Raw genomic sequence first — 20,977 nt, 5'->3', positions numbered from 1 at the left:
CCTCGGTCGCGATCCCATTGGTGTCAGCCCTTCGCCGGCTTGAGCGCCTTGAAGATCTCGGCGTTGTCCGGGCTCGCCCAGACCGCCGGGAACGCGTACAGGTCGTCCTCCGTCGGCCAGCCGGTGAACTTCGCCGCGTGGAACTCGCTCGTCGTGCCGCCGGTCATCACGGGGATGTAGGGCAGGTCCTCGACGATGTGCTCCTGGATCGTGTCGAGCTCGGGCTGGGTCGCCGCGGTGTCCTCGGGGTTGATCGTGGCGAGCTTCGCGATGGCCTTGTCCACGTCGGGGTTGCTGTACCGCGAGATGTTCATCGGGGCTGCTTCGCCGACCTTCGCGGTGTTGGCCGTCGTGAAGTAGTTGTTGTACAGGTAGTACGGGTTCGCCGTCGGGCCCTGGCCGAGCGAGTCGATCGCGAGCTCGAAGTTGCCCTTGGTCTTCTTGTCGGTCCACTCGTTCCACGACGACTGCTGTGCCTTGAGCTCGATGCCCGCGGCCTTGAGCTGCTGCGTCATCGTGTCGATCGCGGTGATGTAGTCGGTCCACCCGGTGACGACCTCGACCGTCAGGGACAGCTTCTTGCCGTCCTTGGCGTAGATGCCGTCGGAACCCTTCTTCCACCCGGCGTCCTCGAGGGTCGAGGCGGCCGCGTCGGTGTCGGCGGTCTCCGGCATCACGGCCGGCTCGATGTCCTTCGAGATGGTGTCCTTCTGCGTCGTGGTGAGCGCGAAGGTCGGCGAGATCTCGCTCGCCGTGTTCTCGAACGCCAGCGAGTTGAGCTGCTTGCGGTTGATGGCGTCGGCGATCGCGTGGCGGACGGCAGGGTCGGTCTGCGGGCCGGCGCATCCCAGGTCGGTGTTCGAGCAGGTCAGCAGGGCCATCTGGTTCTGGCCGACGGTGATGCCGTCGTAGCCGTTGTAGTTGGCGGGGATGTCGTCCATGTTCGGCACCGGGCCGGTCTGCCAGTCGATCGACCCCTGCTTCAGTGCGTCGGCACCGGCGGTGTTGCCGGAGAGCGACAGGTAGCGGATGGTCTTCACGGCCGGGGCGCCGTCCCAGTACTTCTTGTTCGTCTCGAGGGTGAACGCCTGCGCCTTGAAGGTGCCGAGCGTGTACGGGCCGGTACCGACGGGCTCGCGCACGACGTCGGTGGTCGGGTCGATGTCCTTCCACAGGTGCTCGGGCACGATCCAGGTCTTGCCGAGCAGGTTCGGGCCGAGCACGAACGACGGCTTGTCGAACGAGACGACCACCTTGTCGTCGCCGTCGGCCTTCGCGGTGCCGTCGTAGCCGATCGAGTTCAGGGCCTTCTGCTTCTTGAGCATGTCGAGCGTGAACACGACGTCCTTCGAGGTGAAGGGCTCGCCGTCGCTCCAGGTGGCCCCGTCGCGCAGCGTGATGGTGAGCTGCGTGCCGTCGTCGTTCCACTCGTACGACTTGCCGAGCAGCGGCTTCGGGTCCTTCGTGTTGACGTTGGTGATGAAGAAGAGCGACTCGTAGATCGTGCCGACGCCGCCGATGTTGGACGGCGACCACGGGTTGAAGTTGATCTGGTAGTCGCCGGACTGGCCGGTGTACGCCACCAGGGTCGAGGCAGCGGCGTCGTTCGTGCTGGCGGTGCCGCTGGAGCTGCAGCCGCTGAGCGCGAGGCCGGCTGCGAGGAGAACGGCGCCGCCGATGGCGAGCCGTGAACGGGTTGGGTTGAACATCGTTGTCCTCTCGGTCTGCGTCGTCGCAGGGTCCACGTTGTGAGCGTGATTGTTACACGCGTAAACTAAGGCGGTCAAGGGGTCGGGTCACGGCCCCGTAACGATGAGGAGACGCAATGGAGCGGACCACCCTGGACGGCACGTGGACCCTCGAGGCGGTGACCGGGCCCGAGCAGTCGGCGGAGCACCGCGAACCGGTCGAGGCGCAGGTCCCCGGCTGCGTGCACACCGACCTGCTTCGGGCCGGCCGGATCCCCGACCCGTTCGACGGCGACGGCGAGGCCGTCACCCAGTGGATCGGCGACACCGTCTGGCGCTACCGCCGCACGTTCGAGTGGACCGCGCCGGACGAGACCCGCCACGACCTCGTCGCCGAGGGCCTCGACACCCTCGCCACGATCGAGCTCAACGGCATGGTCATCGCGACCACCGCCAACCAGCACCGCTCGTACCGGTTCCCCATCGGGCACCTGCTCCGGCCGGGCACGAACGCGCTCGTCGTCACCTTCGACGCCCCGGTCCCCGCCGCCGAGCGCCTGTCCGCCCTGCACGGCGGCGAGCTGCCCCACGTCAACCACCACCCCTACAACGCGCTCCGCAAGAACGCGTCGAACTTCGGGTGGGACTGGGGCGTCGACGTCGCCACGAGCGGCATCTGGAAGTCGATCGGCATCGAGTCCTGGAGCGGCGTCCGGATCGCGGCCGTCCGCCCGCTCGTCGACCTCGACGGCACCACCGGAGTGCTGACAGCCCACGTCGACGTCGAGCACGCCGGCTCCACCGGCTCCTTCTCGCAGGCCATCGGCAGCGCGCCCGTCGCGTCCGCGGACGGCTCCGCGGGCACCGGCCTGGAGGCCCGGATCACCCTGGCCCCGCACCCCGCGTCCGCAGGACGCGCCGGTTCCGACACCGCCGGCCGGGTCGTCGGCGCACGTCCCGTCGTCGACGGCGCCGCGACCGTCCGCCTCGAGGTCCCCGACGTCGCCGTCTGGTGGCCCCGCGGCGAGGGCGACCAGCCGCTGTACGACGTCCGGGTCGAGGTCGGCGACGACGTGTGGACCGGCCGCGTGGGCTTCCGCACGGTCACGCTCGACACCGCTGCCGACGCCGGCGGTGCGCCGTTCCTGCTCCGCGTCAACGGCCGTCCGGTCATGGTGCGCGGGGCGAACTGGATCCCCGACCACGCCTACCTGACCGAGATGACCCCCGAGCGCTACGCGGACCGGATCCAGGACGCGATCGACGCGAACATGAACCTGCTCCGCATCTGGGGCGGCGGCATCTACGAGTCCGACGACCTGTACGACCGGTGCGACGAGCTCGGCGTCCTGGTGTGGCAGGACTTCCTGTTCGCCTGTGCCGCCTACGCCGAGGAGCCCTGGCTCGCCGACGAGGTCGAGCCCGAGGTCCGCGAGGCCGTCACCCGCCTCAGCCCGCACCCCTCGCTCGTGGTGTGGAACGGCAACAACGAGAACCTCGTCGCCTACGCCGAGTGGGGCTGGCGGCCGTCGCTCGTCGGCCGGACCTGGGGCAACGGCTACTACCGTTCCCTGCTGCCGGCGGTCGTCGCCGAGCTCGACCCGACGCGGCCGTACACGCCGGGCAGCCCGTTCTCGTTCGACGAGTACCTGACGCCGAACGACCAGCGGAACGGCAGCGTGCACATCTGGGACGTCTGGAACCGCCTCGACTACCGCGCCTACGCCGACTGGGAGCCACGGTTCGTCGCCGAGTTCGGGTTCCAGGGCCCGCCGGCGTGGTCGACCCTGACCGCGGTGGTGCACGACGAGCCCCTCGACCCGGACGGCCACGAGATGCTCGTGCACCAGAAGGCCGACCAGGGCAACCGGAAGCTCGCCGACGGCATGCGCGGGCACCTGCCGTCGCCGACGAGCATCGAGGACTGGCACTTCGCCGCGCAGCTCAACCAGGCGCACGCGATCCGCTTCGGCATGGAGTGGTTCCGCTCCCGCACGCCCGACAACACCGGCATGGTCGTCTGGCAGCTCAACGACGACTGGCCCGTGGTGTCGTGGGCCCTCGTCGACCACGCCGGCATCCGGAAGCCCGTCTGGTACGCCGTCCGGCAGGCCTACCAGCCCGTGCTGCTCACCGTGCAGCCGTCGTCCGGTGCCCAGGACGCCGACGGCGACGGAGGTCTCGACGTCGTCCTCGTCAACGCGTCCGGGGCGTCGGTCGCCGACGAGGTCACCGTCTCCCGCATCACGTTCGACGGCACCGTGCTCGAGTCGTCGTCGTTCATGCTCGCGGCCGCCCCCGCCGATGTCGACCGGGTGCAGCTGCCGTCGTCACTCGCGGTGCCGGGCGACGCCGGTTCCGAGGTCCTCGTCGTCACGGGAGCCGGCACCCGCACCGTGCACGACTTCGCCGAGGTCGTCGACCAGGCACTCTACCCCTCGCCCCTGTCCACGGTGGTGTCGGCGACGGAGGTCGGCGCAACGGTCACCGTGACGGCGACGGCGTACGCGCGCGACGTCTCGCTGTTCCCCGACCGCGTCGATGCGGCCGCCCGCGTCGACGACGGCCTGGTGTCCCTGCTCCCCGGCGAGTCCGTGACCTTCACGGTGACGGGCGCGCCGGGCATCGCTGCACAGGAGCTCGTCCAACCGCTCGTCCTCCGCCACGCGGGTTCGCTCCTGCCCTGACCGGGGTGCCCCTGACGGTTCCGGTCCACGATCCCCCGGGTTCGCGAACCGGAACCGTCACCCGAGCGTGCACGCACACCCCCGCACACCCCCGCACACCCCCGCTGCACGCTGCACCCGCACTGCCACCACCACCACCACCGCCACCCCGCACCCGGCAGCACCGCCGCTCGCACCGGCACCACTCGCACCCGCACCCGCACCCACACCGGCACCACTCCCACCCGCAATACCGCAGCCGGCAGCCCCCGACAGCGCAGCCCGCAGCCTGCAGCCTGCAGCACCGCAGCCCGCGGACGGAGTGATCGTCCCGCACCGCCGCCCCGTTCACCGCGCGGCACCCCACCGATCGCCCCGGGCCGGACACTTCCTCTCGACGCGTGACGGTTCTGGTTCACGATCGCCGAGGATCGCGAACCGGAACCGTCACGTCGCCGATCAGGAAACGCTTCCCCCGCCGAAGCAGCGCGGCTGACGGCGCTCAGTCGATCGCGCGGAGCTCCAGCACGATCGCGGTCGCGGGTGCGAGCAGTGGCAGCCGGGCGCCGACGTCCTCGAGCACGGCGCCGGTCAGTTCCAGGTGTCCGCGCACGAGCCACTCCGGCGGCACCATGTCGAGCCCACGCGGCACAGCGAGCCCGGACACCGGAGCGAGCCGGTAGCGCCGCGACCGGTCGAGTCCGCGCACCCGGAGCGGCACCGGCAACGACCTCGGCCCCGTCTCCGTCCGCGCCACCCGCACCAGCGCCCGCGAACGGTCAGTGGCCACGACCGACGTCGCCACCGTCCCCGGATCCCCGAGGTCCAGGTGCCGCAGCCGTCCGGAGTGCAACAGCCCGCGCTCCCGTCGGTACAGCGCCGTCCAGGCCCGGAGCCGGTCGAGCTCCTCGGGCGACAGCTTCGTGATGTCGGTCTCGATGCCGGCCGAGCCGAAGAGCGACACCGCCATCCGGAAGTCCAGGTCGAGGTGCCGGCCCGTGGTGTGCGAGATCTCCGGCCCGACGTGCGAGCCGATCAGCTCGAGTGGCAGCAGCGCCTCGGTCCAGCGCTGGATCGGCAGGCGCTCGAAGGCGTCGTTCGAGTCCGACGGCCACACCCGGTCGGTGCGCTCGAGCACGCCGAGGTCGATCCGGGCACCGCCGCTCGCGCACGCCTCGATCTCGAGCCACGGATGCCGCGCACGCAGCTCGTCCATCAACGCGTACACACCGCGGGTGTGCGCGTCGATGCCGGCGCGCCCCGCGTGCACGGCGTGCACGATGTCCCGGTTCTGGTCCCACTTCACGAAGTCGACGTGGTGCTCGCCGATCACGCTGGACATGCTCTCGAGCACGTGGTGCCGGGCCAGTGGGTTCGCCATGTCGAGCACGTACTGGTTCCGCCACGTCCGCACGTCGTCCTCGGGGCGCTGCAGCATCCACTCGGGGTGCGCCGCCGCCAACTCGGACACCGGGCTGACCATCTCGGGCTCGAACCACAGGCCGAACTCCATGCCGAGCGCACGCACCCGGTCGACGAGCGGTGTCAGCCCGTCCGGCCACACCGTCGGGTCGACGCACCAGTCCCCGAGCGACGTCGAGTCCGACCGCCGGCCGAGGAACCACCCGTCGTCGAGCACGAACCGCTCGACCCCGATGTCCGCCGCGGTCTCGGCCAGCGCCACCAGGGGTTCGAGCTCCTGCCGGTAGTAGACGGCCTCCCACGTGTTGAGCACGACGGGCCGGGGTCGTCGCGGGTGCCCCGGGCGGCTGCGCAACGAGTCGTGCAGCCGGTCGGACAACCCGTCGATCCCGGTGTCGCTCCACACGAACACGGCGTCGGGGGAAGCGAACGACTCCCCTTCGCCGAGCACGACCTCACCGGAACGCAGCAGTTCTCCGGCACCGAGCAGCGGTCGCGCCTCGGCGAGCTGGTCGTACCGGTACACGGAGTCCGCGCTCCAGGCCAGGTGCACCGCCCACAGCTCACCCTCGGCGTCCGAGAACCCGGGCGTCCCGAGCACGAGCAACGTCGGCGAATCGTGGCCCGTCCGCCCGCGGCGGCTCTCGCGCGCGTGGCTCCCGGCCGTCGCCGCCCGGCGCTGCGGTGTGCGCTCTCGGGTCCACCGTCCGCCCAGGTCGAGCACCTCGGTGATCCGCTCGCCCACCGGCAGCGTCGCCTCGAGCGCCTGCACGTGCACGGGCTGGGCGTGGGTGTTCGTCACCGTGTGCCGCACCCGCAGCACCCCCGCGGAGTCGAGCGCGAACTCGCTCCGGAGCGCCAACGAGTCCGACTCGGCGGTCACGACGATCCGCTCGTCGTCTCCGATCACCACCACGTCGCGCCACCGCGGCACGAGCGGCATCCCGTCCACGTGTCCGGCGATCCCCGAACGCCCCTCCCACCCGTCGCGCTCGGTCGGCAGCACCGTGAGCGGCCACCGCGCGTCGAGCGCACTCGGTCCGAGCGGCCGACCGAGTGCGAGCAGCAGGTCGGCCACATCGTCCGGCGCGACGGGCCCGACGTCCCGCCCCCAGTGCAGCACCTCGGGCAGCCCGTCCGCCGCGGACGCCAGCACCAGCGACACCCCGGCCGATCGCAGCACGTGCACGCGTCGATCGCCTGCACCGACGGCTGTCGACTCGCGCTCCACGACGGTCACGAGGCCCGCTCCTCGCGCAGCACGCGGACGCGTCCGGCCGGCACGACGGTGTCCGGCCCGTGGCCGGACCCGTCGAGCAGGTCCGTCCCGGACGCGACGACCGTGACGTCGTCAGCACGGTGGTTGACGAGGAACAGGAAGGCGGAACCGTCGTCGCCGACGCGACGCACCGCCTCCAGGCCGGGAGGCCCGGTGACCGTCCGCAGGATCCCCCGCTCCGCGATCACCCCGTCCACGAGCCGTTGGATGCTGTCGTCCGCGAGCATCGCGGACACGTACCAGGCGCCGCCGCCGACGGCGCGGCGCGTGACGGCGGGCCGGCCCGCGAGCGGGCCGTCGGTGTAGCGGAGCACGGACTCGGCGTCCTCGAGGACGAGGGCCTCGGCCCAGTCGGTGACGACCTCGCCGTCGTCGAGGGTCCAGCGTTCATCGCGCTGGAGCGGGGTGAACTCCTCGCTCCAGGCGCCGAGCACCTGGCGGAACGCGCCCGGGTACCCGCCGGTGCGGATGCGGGCGGTCTCGTCGGCGATGCCGGACAGGTACGTGACGACCAGGGTCGCGCCGCGGTCCACCACGGCGGACAGCCGCGCGGCGGTCGCATCGTCGACGATGAGCATCGTCGGCACGACGACCACGTCGTAGCCGTCCAGGTCGGCGTCGGCGGGGACCACGTCCGTGAGCACCTGCCGGTCGTGGAACGCGCGGTGCCAGGCGCGGAGCTCCCGACCGTAGCGCAGGCCCCGGTGCGGCTTGAGCCCCGACTGCACGGCCCACCCGGAGGCCTCGTCCACGACGATCGCGACCCGGGCCGGCTCGACGCGGGTGCCCTGGACGGGTGCGAGCGCCTGCAGTGCCCGGCCGAGGGCGAGCACCTCGCGCCAGATGCGTGTGCGGGTGCCGGCGTGCGGGAGCATCGCCGAGTGGAACTGCTCCGCGCCCGCGGTGGAGGCCCGCCACTGGAAGAACAGCGCCCCGTCGGACCCGTGTGCGACGTGCGCCAGGGCGTTCCGGACGAGCTCGGCCGGTTCCTTGGCGCGGTTGCGCTGCTGCCAGCTCGGGCCACCCGTCGAGTGCTCCATCAGCAGCCAGGGGCGGCGGTCCGCCGACATCCCGCGCATCCGGTCACCGGCCAGCGCGAGGTCCTGCTCGCGGCGGGCGTCGTCGACGAGCGTGTAGTGGTCGTTCGCGACGATCGCCACGTGCTTCGCCCACCCGGCGTAGTCGACGACCTGCGACCCGGCGCCCACCATGAAGTTCGTCGTCACCGGCACGTCCGAGTGCTGCTCGATCACGGCCTTCTCGGCGTCGTACTGGCGGAGCAGGGCGTCGGACGAGTACCGCTCGAAGTCCAACGCGAGCCCGGGGTTCGGCGCCCCGCCCACCCCGCGCGGCGGCGAGACCTCGTCGAACGAGGTGTACGTGTGCCCCCAGAAGGCCGTGCCCCAGGCATCGTTCGCGGCCTCGACGTCGCCGTACTTCGCGACGAGCCAGTGCCGGAAGTCCGCTGCCGACTCCTCGCAGTAGCACCGGCCGTTACCGCCGCCGAGCTCGTTGCTGACGTGCCAGAGCCGCACGGCGGGGTGCCGGCCGTACCGCTCCGCCAGCGCGTCGACCATGCGGAGCGCGTGCTCCCGGAACAGCTCGGAAGCCGGGCACCACCCGAGGCGTCCACCCGGTCGTTCTCGCCGCTCCGTGGCGTCCACGGGGAGGATCTCCGGGTGTGCGGTCAGCAGCCAGTTCGGTGGTGCAGCGGTCGGCGTCGCGAGGTCCACCGCGATGCCGTTCTCGTGCAGCAGCGCGAGGACGTCGTCGAGCCACTCCCACGTGAAGTCCCCCGGCGACCGCTCGAGCAGTGCCCACGAGAACACCCCGACGGTGACCAGGTTCACCCCGGCCTCGCGCATGAGTCGGACGTCCTCGAGCCAGGTCTCCCGAGGCCACTGTTCCGGGCTGTAGTCGCCGCCGAACGACAGGCCGTCGGTCGGCCACGGGACGGTGGGGGCAGCGGTCACGGCATCTCCTTCGATGGTGTGGACCGCTCAAGCCTCCCGTTTGCGTCCGCGTTTGTCAACGTGTGTAACTAACGCGCCGACACCTCTGCCGGATCCCTCGGCCGCTCACTCGCCCAGCAGCCGGCGGATGGCGAGGACCGCCCCGGCGCGTGCCCACTCCGAGAACTCGAACGGCTGCACCTCCACCGTGACCGGCTCGGTGTACGGCGCAAGTGCGGCCCGCATCGACTCGTCCACGGTCGCCCGCGCCAGGTCGTACACGGGCAGCCCATCACCAGTCAGCACGATCGCCGAGGGGTCCGCGATGTGCACCGCGGTGGCGAGCAGGACCCCGAGGGCGCGGCCGGCATCCTCGAACGCAGCGAGGGCGCCCTCGTCGCCGTCCCGCGCGAGCTCGACCACCTGGTCGTACGTCTTCCCCTCATGGCCGGCGTTCCGCACGATGACCGGGCTCGGCAGGTAGCTCGAGGCGCACCCGGCGTGACCGAGACCACAGTCCGGACCGCCTCCGAGGACGGGGAGGTGCCCGATGCGCCCCAGCCGTCCGTGCTCCCCCGTGGAGACCTGCCCGTTCGCGATGAGCCCGAGGCCCAGGCCCTCACCGACCGTCACGAGCACCATCGACCCGCGACCGGCACCCGCACCGAACCAGTGCTCCTTCGCCGTGAGCGCGTGGACGTCGTTCGCCGTGAACGTGGCGATCCCCGTCCGCTCCTCGAGCATCCGGGCGAACGGCACCTCGTGCCACCCGAGGAACACCGACGCCGCGACGACGGACTCCCCCGCGCGGACCATGACGTCACCGGGCAGCGACACCCCGATCGCACAGATGGCCGGGTGCGCATCCCGGAGCCGCTCGAGCACCAGCGTGATCTGTTCCGCGAGCGACTCGGCGGCGGTGTCGTCGATCGCCTCTTCGTGCAGGGCGAGGACCCGTCCGCCCAGGTCCGTGACCGCGGCGTACAGGCGGTCCTTCGTGAGCTTGACGCCGAGGAACTCCCACTGCCCACTGCTCACCTGCAGGAGCTCCGAGGGGCGGCCGGTGGCACCGCGCACGTCGGTCCCGACCTCCACCACGAGCCGCTGTGACACGAGGATGCGCATGGCCCGGGTGAGGCTCGCCCGTGAGAGCCCGAGTGACCGGGCGATCTCGGCGCGGGAGAGCACCCCGTGGATGAGGATCTCCCGCAGCGCCAGGCGGGAGCCGTCGGGCAGGGCCGGCCAGGCTTCGGTCATCGTTCCTCCGTCGTCGGCTGATCCTACGGCCTGACCAGACCCCTTCGACAAGGACCCCAAACGGGCCGGAAACGCAGAAAACCCCTGACCACGAATGGTCAGGGGTTCCCTGGTGTTACTACGTTAAGTCCGGCGGCGTCCTACTCTCCCACAAGGTCCCCCTTGCAGTACCATCGGCGCTGAGAGGCTTAGCTTCCGGGTTCGGAATGTGACCGGGCGTTTCCCTCTCGCTATGACCACCGGAACACTCTCGACCAGATAATACATTGGTCTCAAAGCTGTCCCGACTGCTGCTCTCGGTGAAGAGGGCAGAGCGGTGTATTCAGTTTCGATTCCCGATCGTCTGTCGGGAACCACAAAGTGGACGCGAGCCCGTGCAACAAGTGCACGGAAATCAGTGTGTTATCAAGTCTTCGGCTTATTAGTACCGGTCAGCTCCACGGGTCGTTAGTCCCCGCTTCCACATCCGGCCTATCAACCCAGTAGTCTGCTGGGAGCCTCTCACACTCAAGGTGCATGGAAATCTCATCTCGAAGACGGCTTCCCGCTTAGATGCTTTCAGCGGTTATCCGGTCCGAACGTAGCTAATCAGCGGTGCCCTTGGCAGAACAACTGACACACCAGAGGTTCGTCCATCCCGGTCCTCTCGTACTAGGGATAGATCTTCTCAAATTTCCAACGCGCGCAGCGGATAGGGACCGAACTGTCTCACGACGTTCTAAACCCAGCTCGCGTACCGCTTTAATGGGCGAACAGCCCAACCCTTGGGACCTACTCCAGCCCCAGGATGCGACGAGCCGACATCGAGGTGCCAAACCATGCCGTCGATATGGACTCTTGGGCAAGATCAGCCTGTTATCCCCGAGGTACCTTTTATCCGTTGAGCGACAGCGCTTCCACAAGCCACTGCCGGATCACTAGTCCCGACTTTCGTCCCTGCTCGACCTGTCAGTCTCACAGTCAAGCTCCCTTGTGCACTTACACTCGCCACCTGATTGCCAACCAGGTTGAGGGAACCTTTGGGCGCCTCCGTTACTCTTTGGGAGGCAACCGCCCCAGTTAAACTACCCATCAGGCACTGTCCATGAACCCGATCAGGGTCCTACGTTAGACATCCAAAGTGACCAGAGTGGTATTTCAACAATGACTCCACGAACACTAGCGTGCCCGCTTCACAGTCTCCCACCTATCCTACACAAGCCACTCCGAACACCAATACCAAACTGTAGTAAAGGTCACGGGGTCTTTCCGTCCTGCTGCGCGTAACGAGCATCTTTACTCGTAGTGCAATTTCGCCGAGTTCGCGGTTGAGACAGCTGGGAAGTCGTTACGCCATTCGTGCAGGTCGGAACTTACCCGACAAGGAATTTCGCTACCTTAGGATGGTTATAGTTACCACCGCCGTTTACTGGGGCTTAAATTCAGAGCTTCGCCCAAAGGCTAACCCTTCCTCTTAACCTTCCAGCACCGGGCAGGCGTCAGTCCGTATACATCGTCTTGCGACTTCGCACGGACCTGTGTTTTTAGTAAACAGTCGCTTCCCACTGGTCTCTGCGGCCTTCAACGCTCACGGAGTAAATCCGGTCACGTGTCCGGCCCCCCTTCTCCCGAAGTTACGGGGGCATTTTGCCGAGTTCCTTAACCACGATTCTCTCGATCTCCTTGGTATTCTCTACCTGACCACCTGAGTCGGTTTCGGGTACGGGCGGCTGCAACCTCGCGTCGATGCTTTTCTCGGCAGCATAGGATCACTGATTTCCCCTTACGGGTACGCGTCGGATCTCAGGCGTACAGACGACGGATTTGCCTATCGTCAGCCCTACATCCTTACACCAGGTTCACCTTACGGATACCATCGCCTGGCTCAGCTACCTTCCTGCGTCACACCTGTTCATACGCTAACCGCACCAGCATGGGGTCGAGCGTTAGACCGGCCACCATCACCCCGAAGGGATCCGGTTGTACCGGGTTAGGACTCTTAGCACCACTGGATTAGCTTGGGCGGTTGTTCGCCGGTACGGGAATATCAACCCGTTGTCCATCGACTACGCCTGTCGGCCTCGCCTTAGGTCCCGACTTACCCAGGGCGGATTAACCTGGCCCTGGAACCCTTGGTCTTTCGGAGGACGGGTTTCTCACCCGTCTTTCGCTACTCATGCCTGCATTCTCACTCGTGTAGCGTCCACGGCTGGATCACTCCGCCGCTTCACTCGCCACACGACGCTCTCCTACCACTCCGCACGACTGAACCACGAAGGCTTGTCTATAGTGCGAAATCTACAACTTCGGTGGTGTGCTTGAGCCCCGTTACATTGTCGGCGCGGAATCACTTGACCAGTGAGCTATTACGCACTCTTTCAAGGGTGGCTGCTTCTAAGCCAACCTCCTGGTTGTCTGTGCAACTCCACATCCTTTCCCACTTAGCACACGCTTAGGGACCTTAGTTGGTAGTCTGGGTTGTTTCCCTCTCGACGATGAAGCTTATCCCCCACCGTCTCACTGCTGCGCTCTCACTCACCGGCATTCGGAGTTTGGCTGACGTCAGTAACCTGTTGAGGCCCATCGGCCATCCAGTAGCTCTACCTCCGGCGAGAAACACGCAACGCTGCACCTAAATGCATTTCGGAGAGAACCAGCTATCACGAAGTTTGATTGGCCTTTCACCCCTATCCACAGCTCATCCCCTCCATTTTCAACTGAAGTGGGTTCGGTCCTCCACGACGTCTTACCGTCGCTTCAACCTGGCCATGGATAGATCACTTCGCTTCGGGTCTAGAACATGCGACTCAAACGCCCTATTCAGACTCGCTTTCGCTACGGCTGCCCCTCACGGGTTAACCTCGCCACATATCACTAACTCGCAGGCTCATTCTTCAAAAGGCACGCCGTCACCCCTACTAAGGAGGCTCCGACGGTTTGTAAGCAAACGGTTTCAGGTACTATTTCACTCCCCTCCCGGGGTACTTTTCACCTTTCCCTCACGGTACTTGTCCGCTATCGGTCATCTGGGAGTATTTAGGCTTATCAGGTGGTCCTGACAGATTCACACGGGATTTCTCGGGCCCCGTGCTACTTGGGATACACATCCGGCCATAACACCATTTCGTCTACGGGGCTGGCACCCACTACGGCCCGGCTTTCAAACCGGTTCGACTATGATGCGCTGTAACCGTCCCAGTCCGGCAGAACTGAGTGACGTGTCCCACAACCCCGACCATGCAACGCCCGCCGGCTATCACACATGATCGGTTTAGCCTCATCCGCTTTCGCTCGCCACTACTCACGGAATCACATGTTGTTTTCTCTTCCTGTGGGTACTGAGATGTTTCACTTCCCCACGTTCCCTCTACCCGCCCTATATATTCAGGCGGGAGTCACCAGGTCGCAAAAGCGCCTGGCGGGGTTTCCCCATTCGGAAATCCTCGGATCGAGGCTCGATTATCAGCTCCCCGAGGCTTATCGCAGATTTCTCGTCCTTCATCGGCTCCAGATGCCAAGGCATCCACCGTTTGCTCTTAGAAACTTGACCACAAAGATTAAAATTGCGATCCAACGTCACCACTCAACAACCCGAAGGCTGATCATGGATGACGCGAATCAAAGATGCTCGCGTCCACTGTGTAGTTCTCAACATACGATCGGCACCAGCACTCCCCCACCACAACAGTAGGTTCACCCTGGCCCGACGAAGGACCCGTAGGCCCAACCCCCACCACCACTCACGTAGCAGCAGGAAGCCTGGTCCCTCAGGACCCAACAACGTGCACCAGCTGGCAGCTCCACCCCGACCCGTCCCAACCCTGCAAGCAGAGCGTACTGAGGTCGGAAGCATCACTCCCAACTGCACTGTCAATGTTCCACCCATGAGCTACCCGTCGGACACGTTCGGTCCGAAACAGGCGCCTGGACCAGCAACCAACCACCCATGATGGGCGACCAGCACTGACCAGATGCTCCTTAGAAAGGAGGTGATCCAGCCGCACCTTCCGGTACGGCTACCTTGTTACGACTTAGTCCTAATCACCGATCCCACCTTCGACGGCTCCTTCCACAAGGGTTAGGCCACCGGCTTCGGGTGTTACCGACTTTCATGACTTGACGGGCGGTGTGTACAAGGCCCGGGAACGTATTCACCGCAGCGTTGCTGATCTGCGATTACTAGCGACTCCGACTTCATGAGGTCGAGTTGCAGACCTCAATCCGAACTGAGACCGGCTTTTTGGGATTCGCTCCACCTTACGGTATCGCAGCCCTTTGTACCGGCCATTGTAGCATGCGTGAAGCCCAAGACATAAGGGGCATGATGATTTGACGTCATCCCCACCTTCCTCCGAGTTGACCCCGGCAGTCTCCTATGAGTCCCCGGCATAACCCGCTGGCAACATAGAACGAGGGTTGCGCTCGTTGCGGGACTTAACCCAACATCTCACGACACGAGCTGACGACAACCATGCACCACCTGTACACCGACCACAAGGGGGCGACCATCTCTGGCCGTTTCCGGTGTATGTCAAGCCTTGGTAAGGTTCTTCGCGTTGCATCGAATTAATCCGCATGCTCCGCCGCTTGTGCGGGCCCCCGTCAATTCCTTTGAGTTTTAGCCTTGCGGCCGTACTCCCCAGGCGGGGCGCTTAATGCGTTAGCTACGACACAGAAACCGTGGAAAGGTCCCTACATCTAGCGCCCAACGTTTACGGCATGGACTACCAGGGTATCTAATCCTGTTCGCTCCCCATGCTTTCGCTCCTCAGCGTCAGTTACGGCCCAGAGATCTGCCTTCGCCATCGGTGTTCCTCCTGATATCTGCGCATTCCACCGCTACACCAGGAATTCCAATCTCCCCTACCGCACTCTAGTCTGCCCGTACCCACTGCAAGCCCGAGGTTGAGCCTCGGGATTTCACAGCAGACGCGACAAACCGCCTACGAGCTCTTTACGCCCAATAATTCCGGACAACGCTTGCACCCTACGTATTACCGCGGCTGCTGGCACGTAGTTAGCCGGTGCTTTTTCTGCAGGTACCGTCACTTTCGCTTCTTCCCTACTAAAAGAGGTTTACAACCCGAAGGCCGTCATCCCTCACGCGGCGTTGCTGCATCAGGCTTTCGCCCATTGTGCAATATTCCCCACTGCTGCCTCCCGTAGGAGTCTGGGCCGTGTCTCAGTCCCAGTGTGGCCGGTCACCCTCTCAGGCCGGCTACCCGTCGTCGCCTTGGTGAGCCATTACCTCACCAACAAGCTGATAGGCCGCGAGTCCATCCCCAACCAAAAAATCTTTCCACCACCAGACCATGCGGCCAGTGATCATATCCAGTATTAGACGTCGTTTCCAACGCTTATCCCAGAGTCAGGGGCAGGTTACTCACGTGTTACTCACCCGTTCGCCACTAATCCACCCAGCAAGCTGGGCATCATCGTTCGACTTGCATGTGTTAAGCACGCCGCCAGCGTTCGTCCTGAGCCAGGATCAAACTCTCCGTAAAAAAATACAGACCCAACACCCGAAGGCATCAGACCGAGTTGATTCTGACTGTTGACTGTCTACTGACAATCTTCAATCCAAAAGGAATTGCTTCATGACCCGGTCAGCAAGCCGACCAGGCACGAGGTCAATCAATAAATTGGCATTGACAATGTGCACGCTGTTGAGTTCTCAAGGACCAGACGCACTCCCCGCTCGACCCATCACAGGTTCCGCCAGAGAGGCATTCGTCTTGTTCCACCGTCAGACACGTCGAATTGCTTCGAATTCTTCGGGGGATGTTGCCTGAGCGGGACCCCGTCCGGACTGCGCATCCAGGGCTTGCACCCTGTGACCGTCTCGGCCGTTCCGTTCTCCGCCTCAGCGGCAACGAGTGATTACTTTACACACGCCCCGGGGGGCCTGCCAACCGTCGTCCCTCCCGGGCGTGTCGCTGTCGGGTGAACGGCACGTGTCCCCCGGGTTTCCGGGGATCGACGGGGTGGGCGCGACCCCGGGAACGGCGGAAGGCACGGTGCGAACTCGCACCGTGCCTCCCGAACGAACGACCGGACCGGCCTACTCGGCCGCTGCCAACTGCCCGCACGCCCCGTCGATCTCCTTGCCGCGGGTGTCGCGCAGGGTCGTCGGGATGCCGGCGGCGTTGAGCCGGCGGACGAACTCGTCCTGCACGTGCACCTCGGACGAGGTCCACACGGAGCCCGGCGTCGGGTTGAGCGGGATCGGGTTGACGTGCACCCACCCCTTGCCGCGCTTGTTGAGCTTCTCGGCGAGCAGGTCGGCTCGCCAGGCGTGGTCGTTCATGTCCTTGATGAGCGCGTACTCGATCGAGACACGACGACCGGTCTTGACGTAGTAGTTGTGGGCGGCGTCGATCGCCTCGTCGGCCTTCCAGCGCGAGTTCACCGGGATGAGCTCGTCGCGGAGCTCGTCGTCGGGTGCGTGCAGGGACAGCGCGAAGGTGAGCGGGATCCCTTCGTCCGCGAGCTTGATCATCGCCGGCACGAGTCCCACGGTCGACACCGTGATGCCGCGGGCACTCATGCCCAGACCGTTCGGCTGCGGCGCGACCATCAACCGCACGGCGTCCATCACCCGCTTGTAGTTCGCGAGCGGCTCCCCCATGCCCATGAACACGATGTTCGTCACGCGCTCGGCGTCGACGCGGTCGTTGCCACCCTTGCGGGGATCGCCCCCGAGTTCACCGGCGGCGATCGCGGCGTTGGCCCGGACGATCTGCTCGATGATCTCGGCAGTGGACATGTTGCGGGTCAGCCCCGCCTGGCCGGTGGCGCAGAAGGGGCAGTTCATGCCGCAGCCGGCCTGGGACGAGACGCACAGGGTGATGCGGCCCGGGTAGCGCATGAGGACCGACTCGACCAAGGCGCCGTCGTGCAGCTTCCAGAGGAACTTGATCGTGTCGCCGTTGTCCGTCGCCAGGCGCCGGGTCTCGGTGAGGAGTGGCGGCAGCATCCCGGCGACGAGCTGCTCCCGCTGGGCGGCGGGCAGGTCGGTCATCTTGGCCGGGTCGGACGTGTAGTGCTGGAAGTAGTGGGTCGCGAGCTGCTTGGCGCGGAACCCGGGCAGGCCGAGTTCCTTCACGCGGGCCTCGCGTTCCTCGGCCGTCAGGTCGGCCAGGTGCACGGGCGGCTTGCCACGCTTCGGGGACGCGAACTGCAGGAGCGGGCGACCGTCGGTGTCGGTGGCCTGCTTCCAGCCCTCGGTGCGCGGGCGCACCTGCGGACGAGCAGACTGCTGCTGTTCGAACGGGGTGCGGGTGTCGGAAGCCATCACTCCAGGATACGGGAGGCCCGTGATCGGTGGGGACGCCCCATCCGGGTGGTCCTGCTGGTCACCACCACGGCCGCACCACGGCTGGTCGGGTCAGCTGCCGGCGGGCAGGACGCGCGCGAAGTGGTGCGCCGCCGAGTACATCGGGACGATGTCGACGACCTCGCCCGGGTGCGGTGCCTGCAGCACGAGTCCCTGGCCGAGGTACAGGCCGACGTGGTCCTCGTCGTCGTACACGACGAGGTCACCAGGCAGTGCCTCGGACTCCGGGATCGTGGTGGCGACGGCGTCCTGCGTCGGCACGTAGTGCACGAGCTGGATCCCCACCGCCTGGTAGGCGACCATCGTGAGCCCGGAGCAGTCGATGCCCTCGTGGCTCGCGCCGCCCTCGACGTACGGGTCCCCCATGTACTGCAGGGCGGTCTGCACGATCGTGGCCCGGTCGCCGCCGGCCGAGAGTGCGGCGGACAACGCGGACTGTGCCTGCGCGGTCGTCACCCCGAAGCGGAGGTCGAGCGTCGGGTACGACACGATCGTCGTCGTCGTGGTCATGCCGTCGGTGGAGACGACGGGGACCTGGACGTCGTGCGCCACCGTGAAGGTCTGAGCGGCCTGCCCCGTGGTCGTGCCCGAGCGGGTGTCCGCGGGCAGGGTGTCGGCGTTCGCGGGCAGGGCGAGCGTCAGGCTCGAGGTCACCGCGATCGCGGGGGCGAGCAGGATCGCGGCACGCTTCGCGTTGGCGGAACGACGGATGTGCCGCGGGTCGACGGCGCGCTCGGCCCGCAGGGTGGCGGTCCGGCTCAGCACCGCACTGCCGGCCGACGAGGCGACGGGGGCGGGACGCGGCTGCATCCGCACGGTCCGGGCCGGCTTCGGGTGCTCGACGAAGGTGGAGCGGGCGGCCGCCGGGCCGAGGGCCGAGCGGCGGCCACGGGGACGGGACTGCTGCGTGTCCGGCGTCAGCGGCGCGGGGTCGACCGCGGGGTGCGTGTGCGTTCGCGCGGGCTGACGGTCGTCGGCTGCTGCAGGCAGGGTGTGGCGTCCCATGGGTCCTTCCGGGTCGGGACCACTCGGCGGTCCGGAAAGTAACGTATTGGTCACGACGGTGCTCGCGGCTGGGCAGCGCCGGAGTGTTCCTGCGGCTGGTCACAGGAACGAGCACCGCTCGCAGGTCACTCCGACGGCGCGCACGGGCGTTCCGGAGCCGGCCCGCGGCGGTGGACCCGGGCTCAGACCGGCGTGACCCGCATGACGGCGGCGATCCGGGCCTCCCGGTCGGCCGCCAGGCGGTCGAGGCGAGCCGACAGCGCGACGACCGATGCGTCCACCGGGCTGTCCCCCGAGATGTCCCCCGGGATCGGGACACCGGCGCGCACCGCGAGTGGCAGGACGCCCGCCCAGACGGAGTGGTCCTCGCCGTCCGCCGGGTCCTCGCCGACACCGTGGGCGCGGACCTTGACGCTCGCGCGGTCGAGGGGCAGCTGGAGGACCTGGGTGGCGCGGACCTCCTTCGCGGTCATCTCACGCACCTCGGCTCGGCGGCCCGGCATGAGGTGGTCGGCCACCTGCCACAGGGCTTCGGTGCGCAGCTCGGTCGGCACCACGGTCGCGCGCCCGGCGATCATCGCGCTGCGGTAGTTCGCCGAGCTGTCGTTGGTCGAGCGTGCGAAGACGAGGCCGTCCAGGTGGGTGACGGTGGCGGCGACCGGGACGCCCTCGGCCCCGGCGTCGAGGAACAGCCCACCACCGGTCGAGCCGTGCAGCAGCAGGACGGGGCCGTCGCCGAGGTCGCCGACGGCGCAGAGGAACGGCAGGACGACGGGGTGGCCGCCGCGGACGATGCCGACGTGGGCGAGGTGGGCCTCGGCGAGGATCGCGCGCAGGACGGCGGGGTCGTCGGACTGGCGGTCGCGCAGGCGGCGGACGCGGAGCGAGGGGTCGTCGGCTGTCGGTTCTGGTTCGGGACTCGAGGTGGGCACGTCGTCACGCTAGGGTCACCAGTGGTCCGGTGCCTGGACCAGATCGGGGCGATCACGGTGGACCAGTCGAGCAAGGTGTCCGAGGTGGTGGCACGGGTGCGCGGGATGGTGCACGACGGCACCCTGCGCGAGGGCGATCCGCTGCCCTCGACGCGGGCGCTGGCGGCGGAGCTCGGGGTGGCCCGGGGCACCGTCGTCGCGGCGTACGAGCAGCTCGACGGCGAGGGGTACCTGCGGACGCGGCACGGTGCCCTCGCGCGGGTCGCGGCGAGTGTGACGGTGGACGCGGCTCCGGCTTCGGCTTCGGTCGGCGCCCGCTTCCCCGACCCCGACGATCCGGCGCAGGTTCCCCCGCCCGTCGATTGCCGACCCGGCATCCCCGCCGTCACCGCCATCCCGCAGCGGGACTGGCGGGCAGCCTGGCACGCAGCGGCATCGGCCCCGCTCCGGAACGCGATCGCAGAGCCCCTCGGCTCCCCCGACCTTCGCGCACAGGTCGTCGCCCAGCTCGGCCTGACCCGCGGCTTCACGACGTCGGTCGACCGGGTGCTCGTGACCGCGGGGACCTCGGAGGCGCTGTCGCTCGTCACCGAGGCGCTGCGGGGGCTGCTGGGTCGCGCTCCCGTCGTCGCTGTCGAGGACCCCGGCTACCGCACCGGACACCGTGCGGTCACGAGCGCGGGCGGGTCCCTGGTGGGCGTCCCGGTCGGCGAGGACGGCCTCGACCTCGACGCGCTCGAAGCCGCCGGACCGGTCGACGCCGTCCTGGTCAGCCCGACGCACCAGTACCCACTCGGGTCGGTGATGCCCGTCGCCCGGCGCCGGCGGCTGCTCACCTGGGCCGCGGCCACCGGCACGGTGGTGGTGGAGGACGACTACGACTCCGAGTTCCGGCACCGCGGCGCGCCCGTGCCCGCACTGGCCGCACTCGACGCCGAGGGCGTGGTCCTGCACGTCGGCGGCTTCTCGAAGACGCTCGACCCCCGGCTTCGCTGCGCCTACGTCGTGCTGCCGATGGTCGCAGCGACCGGTTCCCCGGTGACGGAGGCGGTGCTCGCCGCCCGTCGGGCACGTGGCGCGGTCGTCGCCGAACCGGTGCAGGCCGCGCTCGTGCACCTGCTGCGGACGGGTGCGCTGCGACGGCACCTGGGTCGGGTGCGCCGCGACTACACGCACCGCCGGGCCCGGATCGCGACTCGGCTCGGCGACGTCGCCGGCCTGGAGGCCCGTGCCCTGAACGGCGGACTGCACGCGGTGGTCACGTGGTCGGGTCCGACCACCGGGGCGCAGATCGCGCGTCGGCTGGCGGACGCCGGGGTGCTCGTGGCGTCGCTCGAGGAGTACGGGCTCGCACCCGGCAGCACGCCGCCGGGCATCGTGTTCGGCTACGGCGCCGTGACGCTGCCGGAGCTCGACCGGGCGCTCGACGCCCTGGTGACGGCGGTCACGGGAGCCTGATCC

9 protein-coding genes and 3 rRNA genes are annotated in these 20,977 nt (G+C 67.6%); 2 read left to right on the top strand and 10 right to left on the bottom strand.

All coding sequences use genetic code 11. The features are described from left to right. Nucleotides 1-23 precede the first annotated feature (23 nt). On the bottom strand, nt 24-1,709 hold the full coding sequence (locus DEI96_RS06770; RefSeq protein WP_111023921.1) for an ABC transporter substrate-binding protein: 1,686 nt from the start codon (nt 1,707-1,709) through the stop codon (nt 24-26). A 116-nt stretch (nt 1,710-1,825) separates the two neighbouring features. Here DEI96_RS06770 and DEI96_RS06765 point away from each other — a divergent pair, with 116 nt between their 5' ends. Beyond that, a complete protein-coding gene (locus tag DEI96_RS06765; RefSeq protein WP_111023923.1) occupies nt 1,826-4,375 on the top strand; it encodes a glycoside hydrolase family 2 protein in 2,550 nt (849 codons plus the stop codon). 481 nt (nt 4,376-4,856) lie between these two features. Here DEI96_RS06765 and DEI96_RS06760 read toward each other — a convergent pair whose 3' ends face one another. From DEI96_RS06760 to DEI96_RS06720, 9 genes are all read right to left on the bottom strand, one after another. Continuing rightward, the gene (locus DEI96_RS06760) at nt 4,857-7,016 is read right to left on the bottom strand and encodes an alpha-galactosidase (protein WP_258373022.1); all 2,160 of its coding nucleotides are present in this window, start codon (nt 7,014-7,016) and stop codon (nt 4,857-4,859) included. After that, the gene (locus DEI96_RS06755; protein ID WP_111025040.1) at nt 7,013-9,028 is read right to left on the bottom strand and encodes a beta-galactosidase; all 2,016 of its coding nucleotides are present in this window, start codon (nt 9,026-9,028) and stop codon (nt 7,013-7,015) included. Before DEI96_RS06755 ends, DEI96_RS06760 begins: the two co-directional genes overlap by 4 nt. A 105-nt stretch (nt 9,029-9,133) precedes the next feature. Beyond that, entirely contained in the window at nt 9,134-10,264 is a 1,131-nt protein-coding gene (locus tag DEI96_RS06750) for an ROK family transcriptional regulator (protein ID WP_111025039.1), read from the bottom strand. A gap of 127 nt (nt 10,265-10,391) precedes the next feature. After that, nucleotides 10,392-10,508, bottom strand: a 5S ribosomal RNA gene (gene rrf / locus DEI96_RS06745). 157 nt (nt 10,509-10,665) lie between these two features. Continuing rightward, a 23S ribosomal RNA gene (locus DEI96_RS06740) occupies nt 10,666-13,793 on the bottom strand. A 432-nt stretch (nt 13,794-14,225) separates the two neighbouring features. Continuing rightward, a 16S ribosomal RNA gene (locus DEI96_RS06735) occupies nt 14,226-15,747 on the bottom strand. The 16S, 23S and 5S rRNA genes sit together here, the layout of an rRNA operon. Before the next feature lie 557 nt (nt 15,748-16,304). Beyond that, nucleotides 16,305-17,537: a dual-specificity RNA methyltransferase RlmN gene (gene rlmN, locus DEI96_RS06730; protein WP_017885785.1), complete on the bottom strand. Its 1,233-nt coding sequence runs from the start codon at nt 17,535-17,537 to the stop codon at nt 16,305-16,307. Nucleotides 17,538-17,630: 93 nt separating this feature from the next. Continuing rightward, complete coding sequence (locus DEI96_RS06725; protein WP_111024839.1) at nt 17,631-18,584, bottom strand: C40 family peptidase; 954 nt, start codon at nt 18,582-18,584, stop codon at nt 17,631-17,633. Between the two features lie 182 nt (nt 18,585-18,766). Next, nucleotides 18,767-19,516, bottom strand: a complete 750-nt coding sequence (locus DEI96_RS06720; protein ID WP_111024840.1) for a pyridoxamine 5'-phosphate oxidase family protein — start codon at nt 19,514-19,516, stop codon at nt 18,767-18,769. Between the two features lie 21 nt (nt 19,517-19,537). Between DEI96_RS06720 and pdxR the strand changes: the two genes are divergently transcribed. Continuing rightward, a complete protein-coding gene (gene pdxR / locus DEI96_RS06715; protein WP_111024841.1) occupies nt 19,538-20,974 on the top strand; it encodes a MocR-like pyridoxine biosynthesis transcription factor PdxR in 1,437 nt (478 codons plus the stop codon). Nucleotides 20,975-20,977 lie beyond the last annotated feature (3 nt).

Origin of the sequence: Curtobacterium sp. MCLR17_031, from assembly GCF_003234775.2 — a bacterium.
GTDB lineage: Bacteria > Actinomycetota > Actinomycetes > Actinomycetales > Microbacteriaceae > Curtobacterium > Curtobacterium flaccumfaciens.
This window is presented reverse-complemented; position numbering and strand designations above follow the sequence as displayed.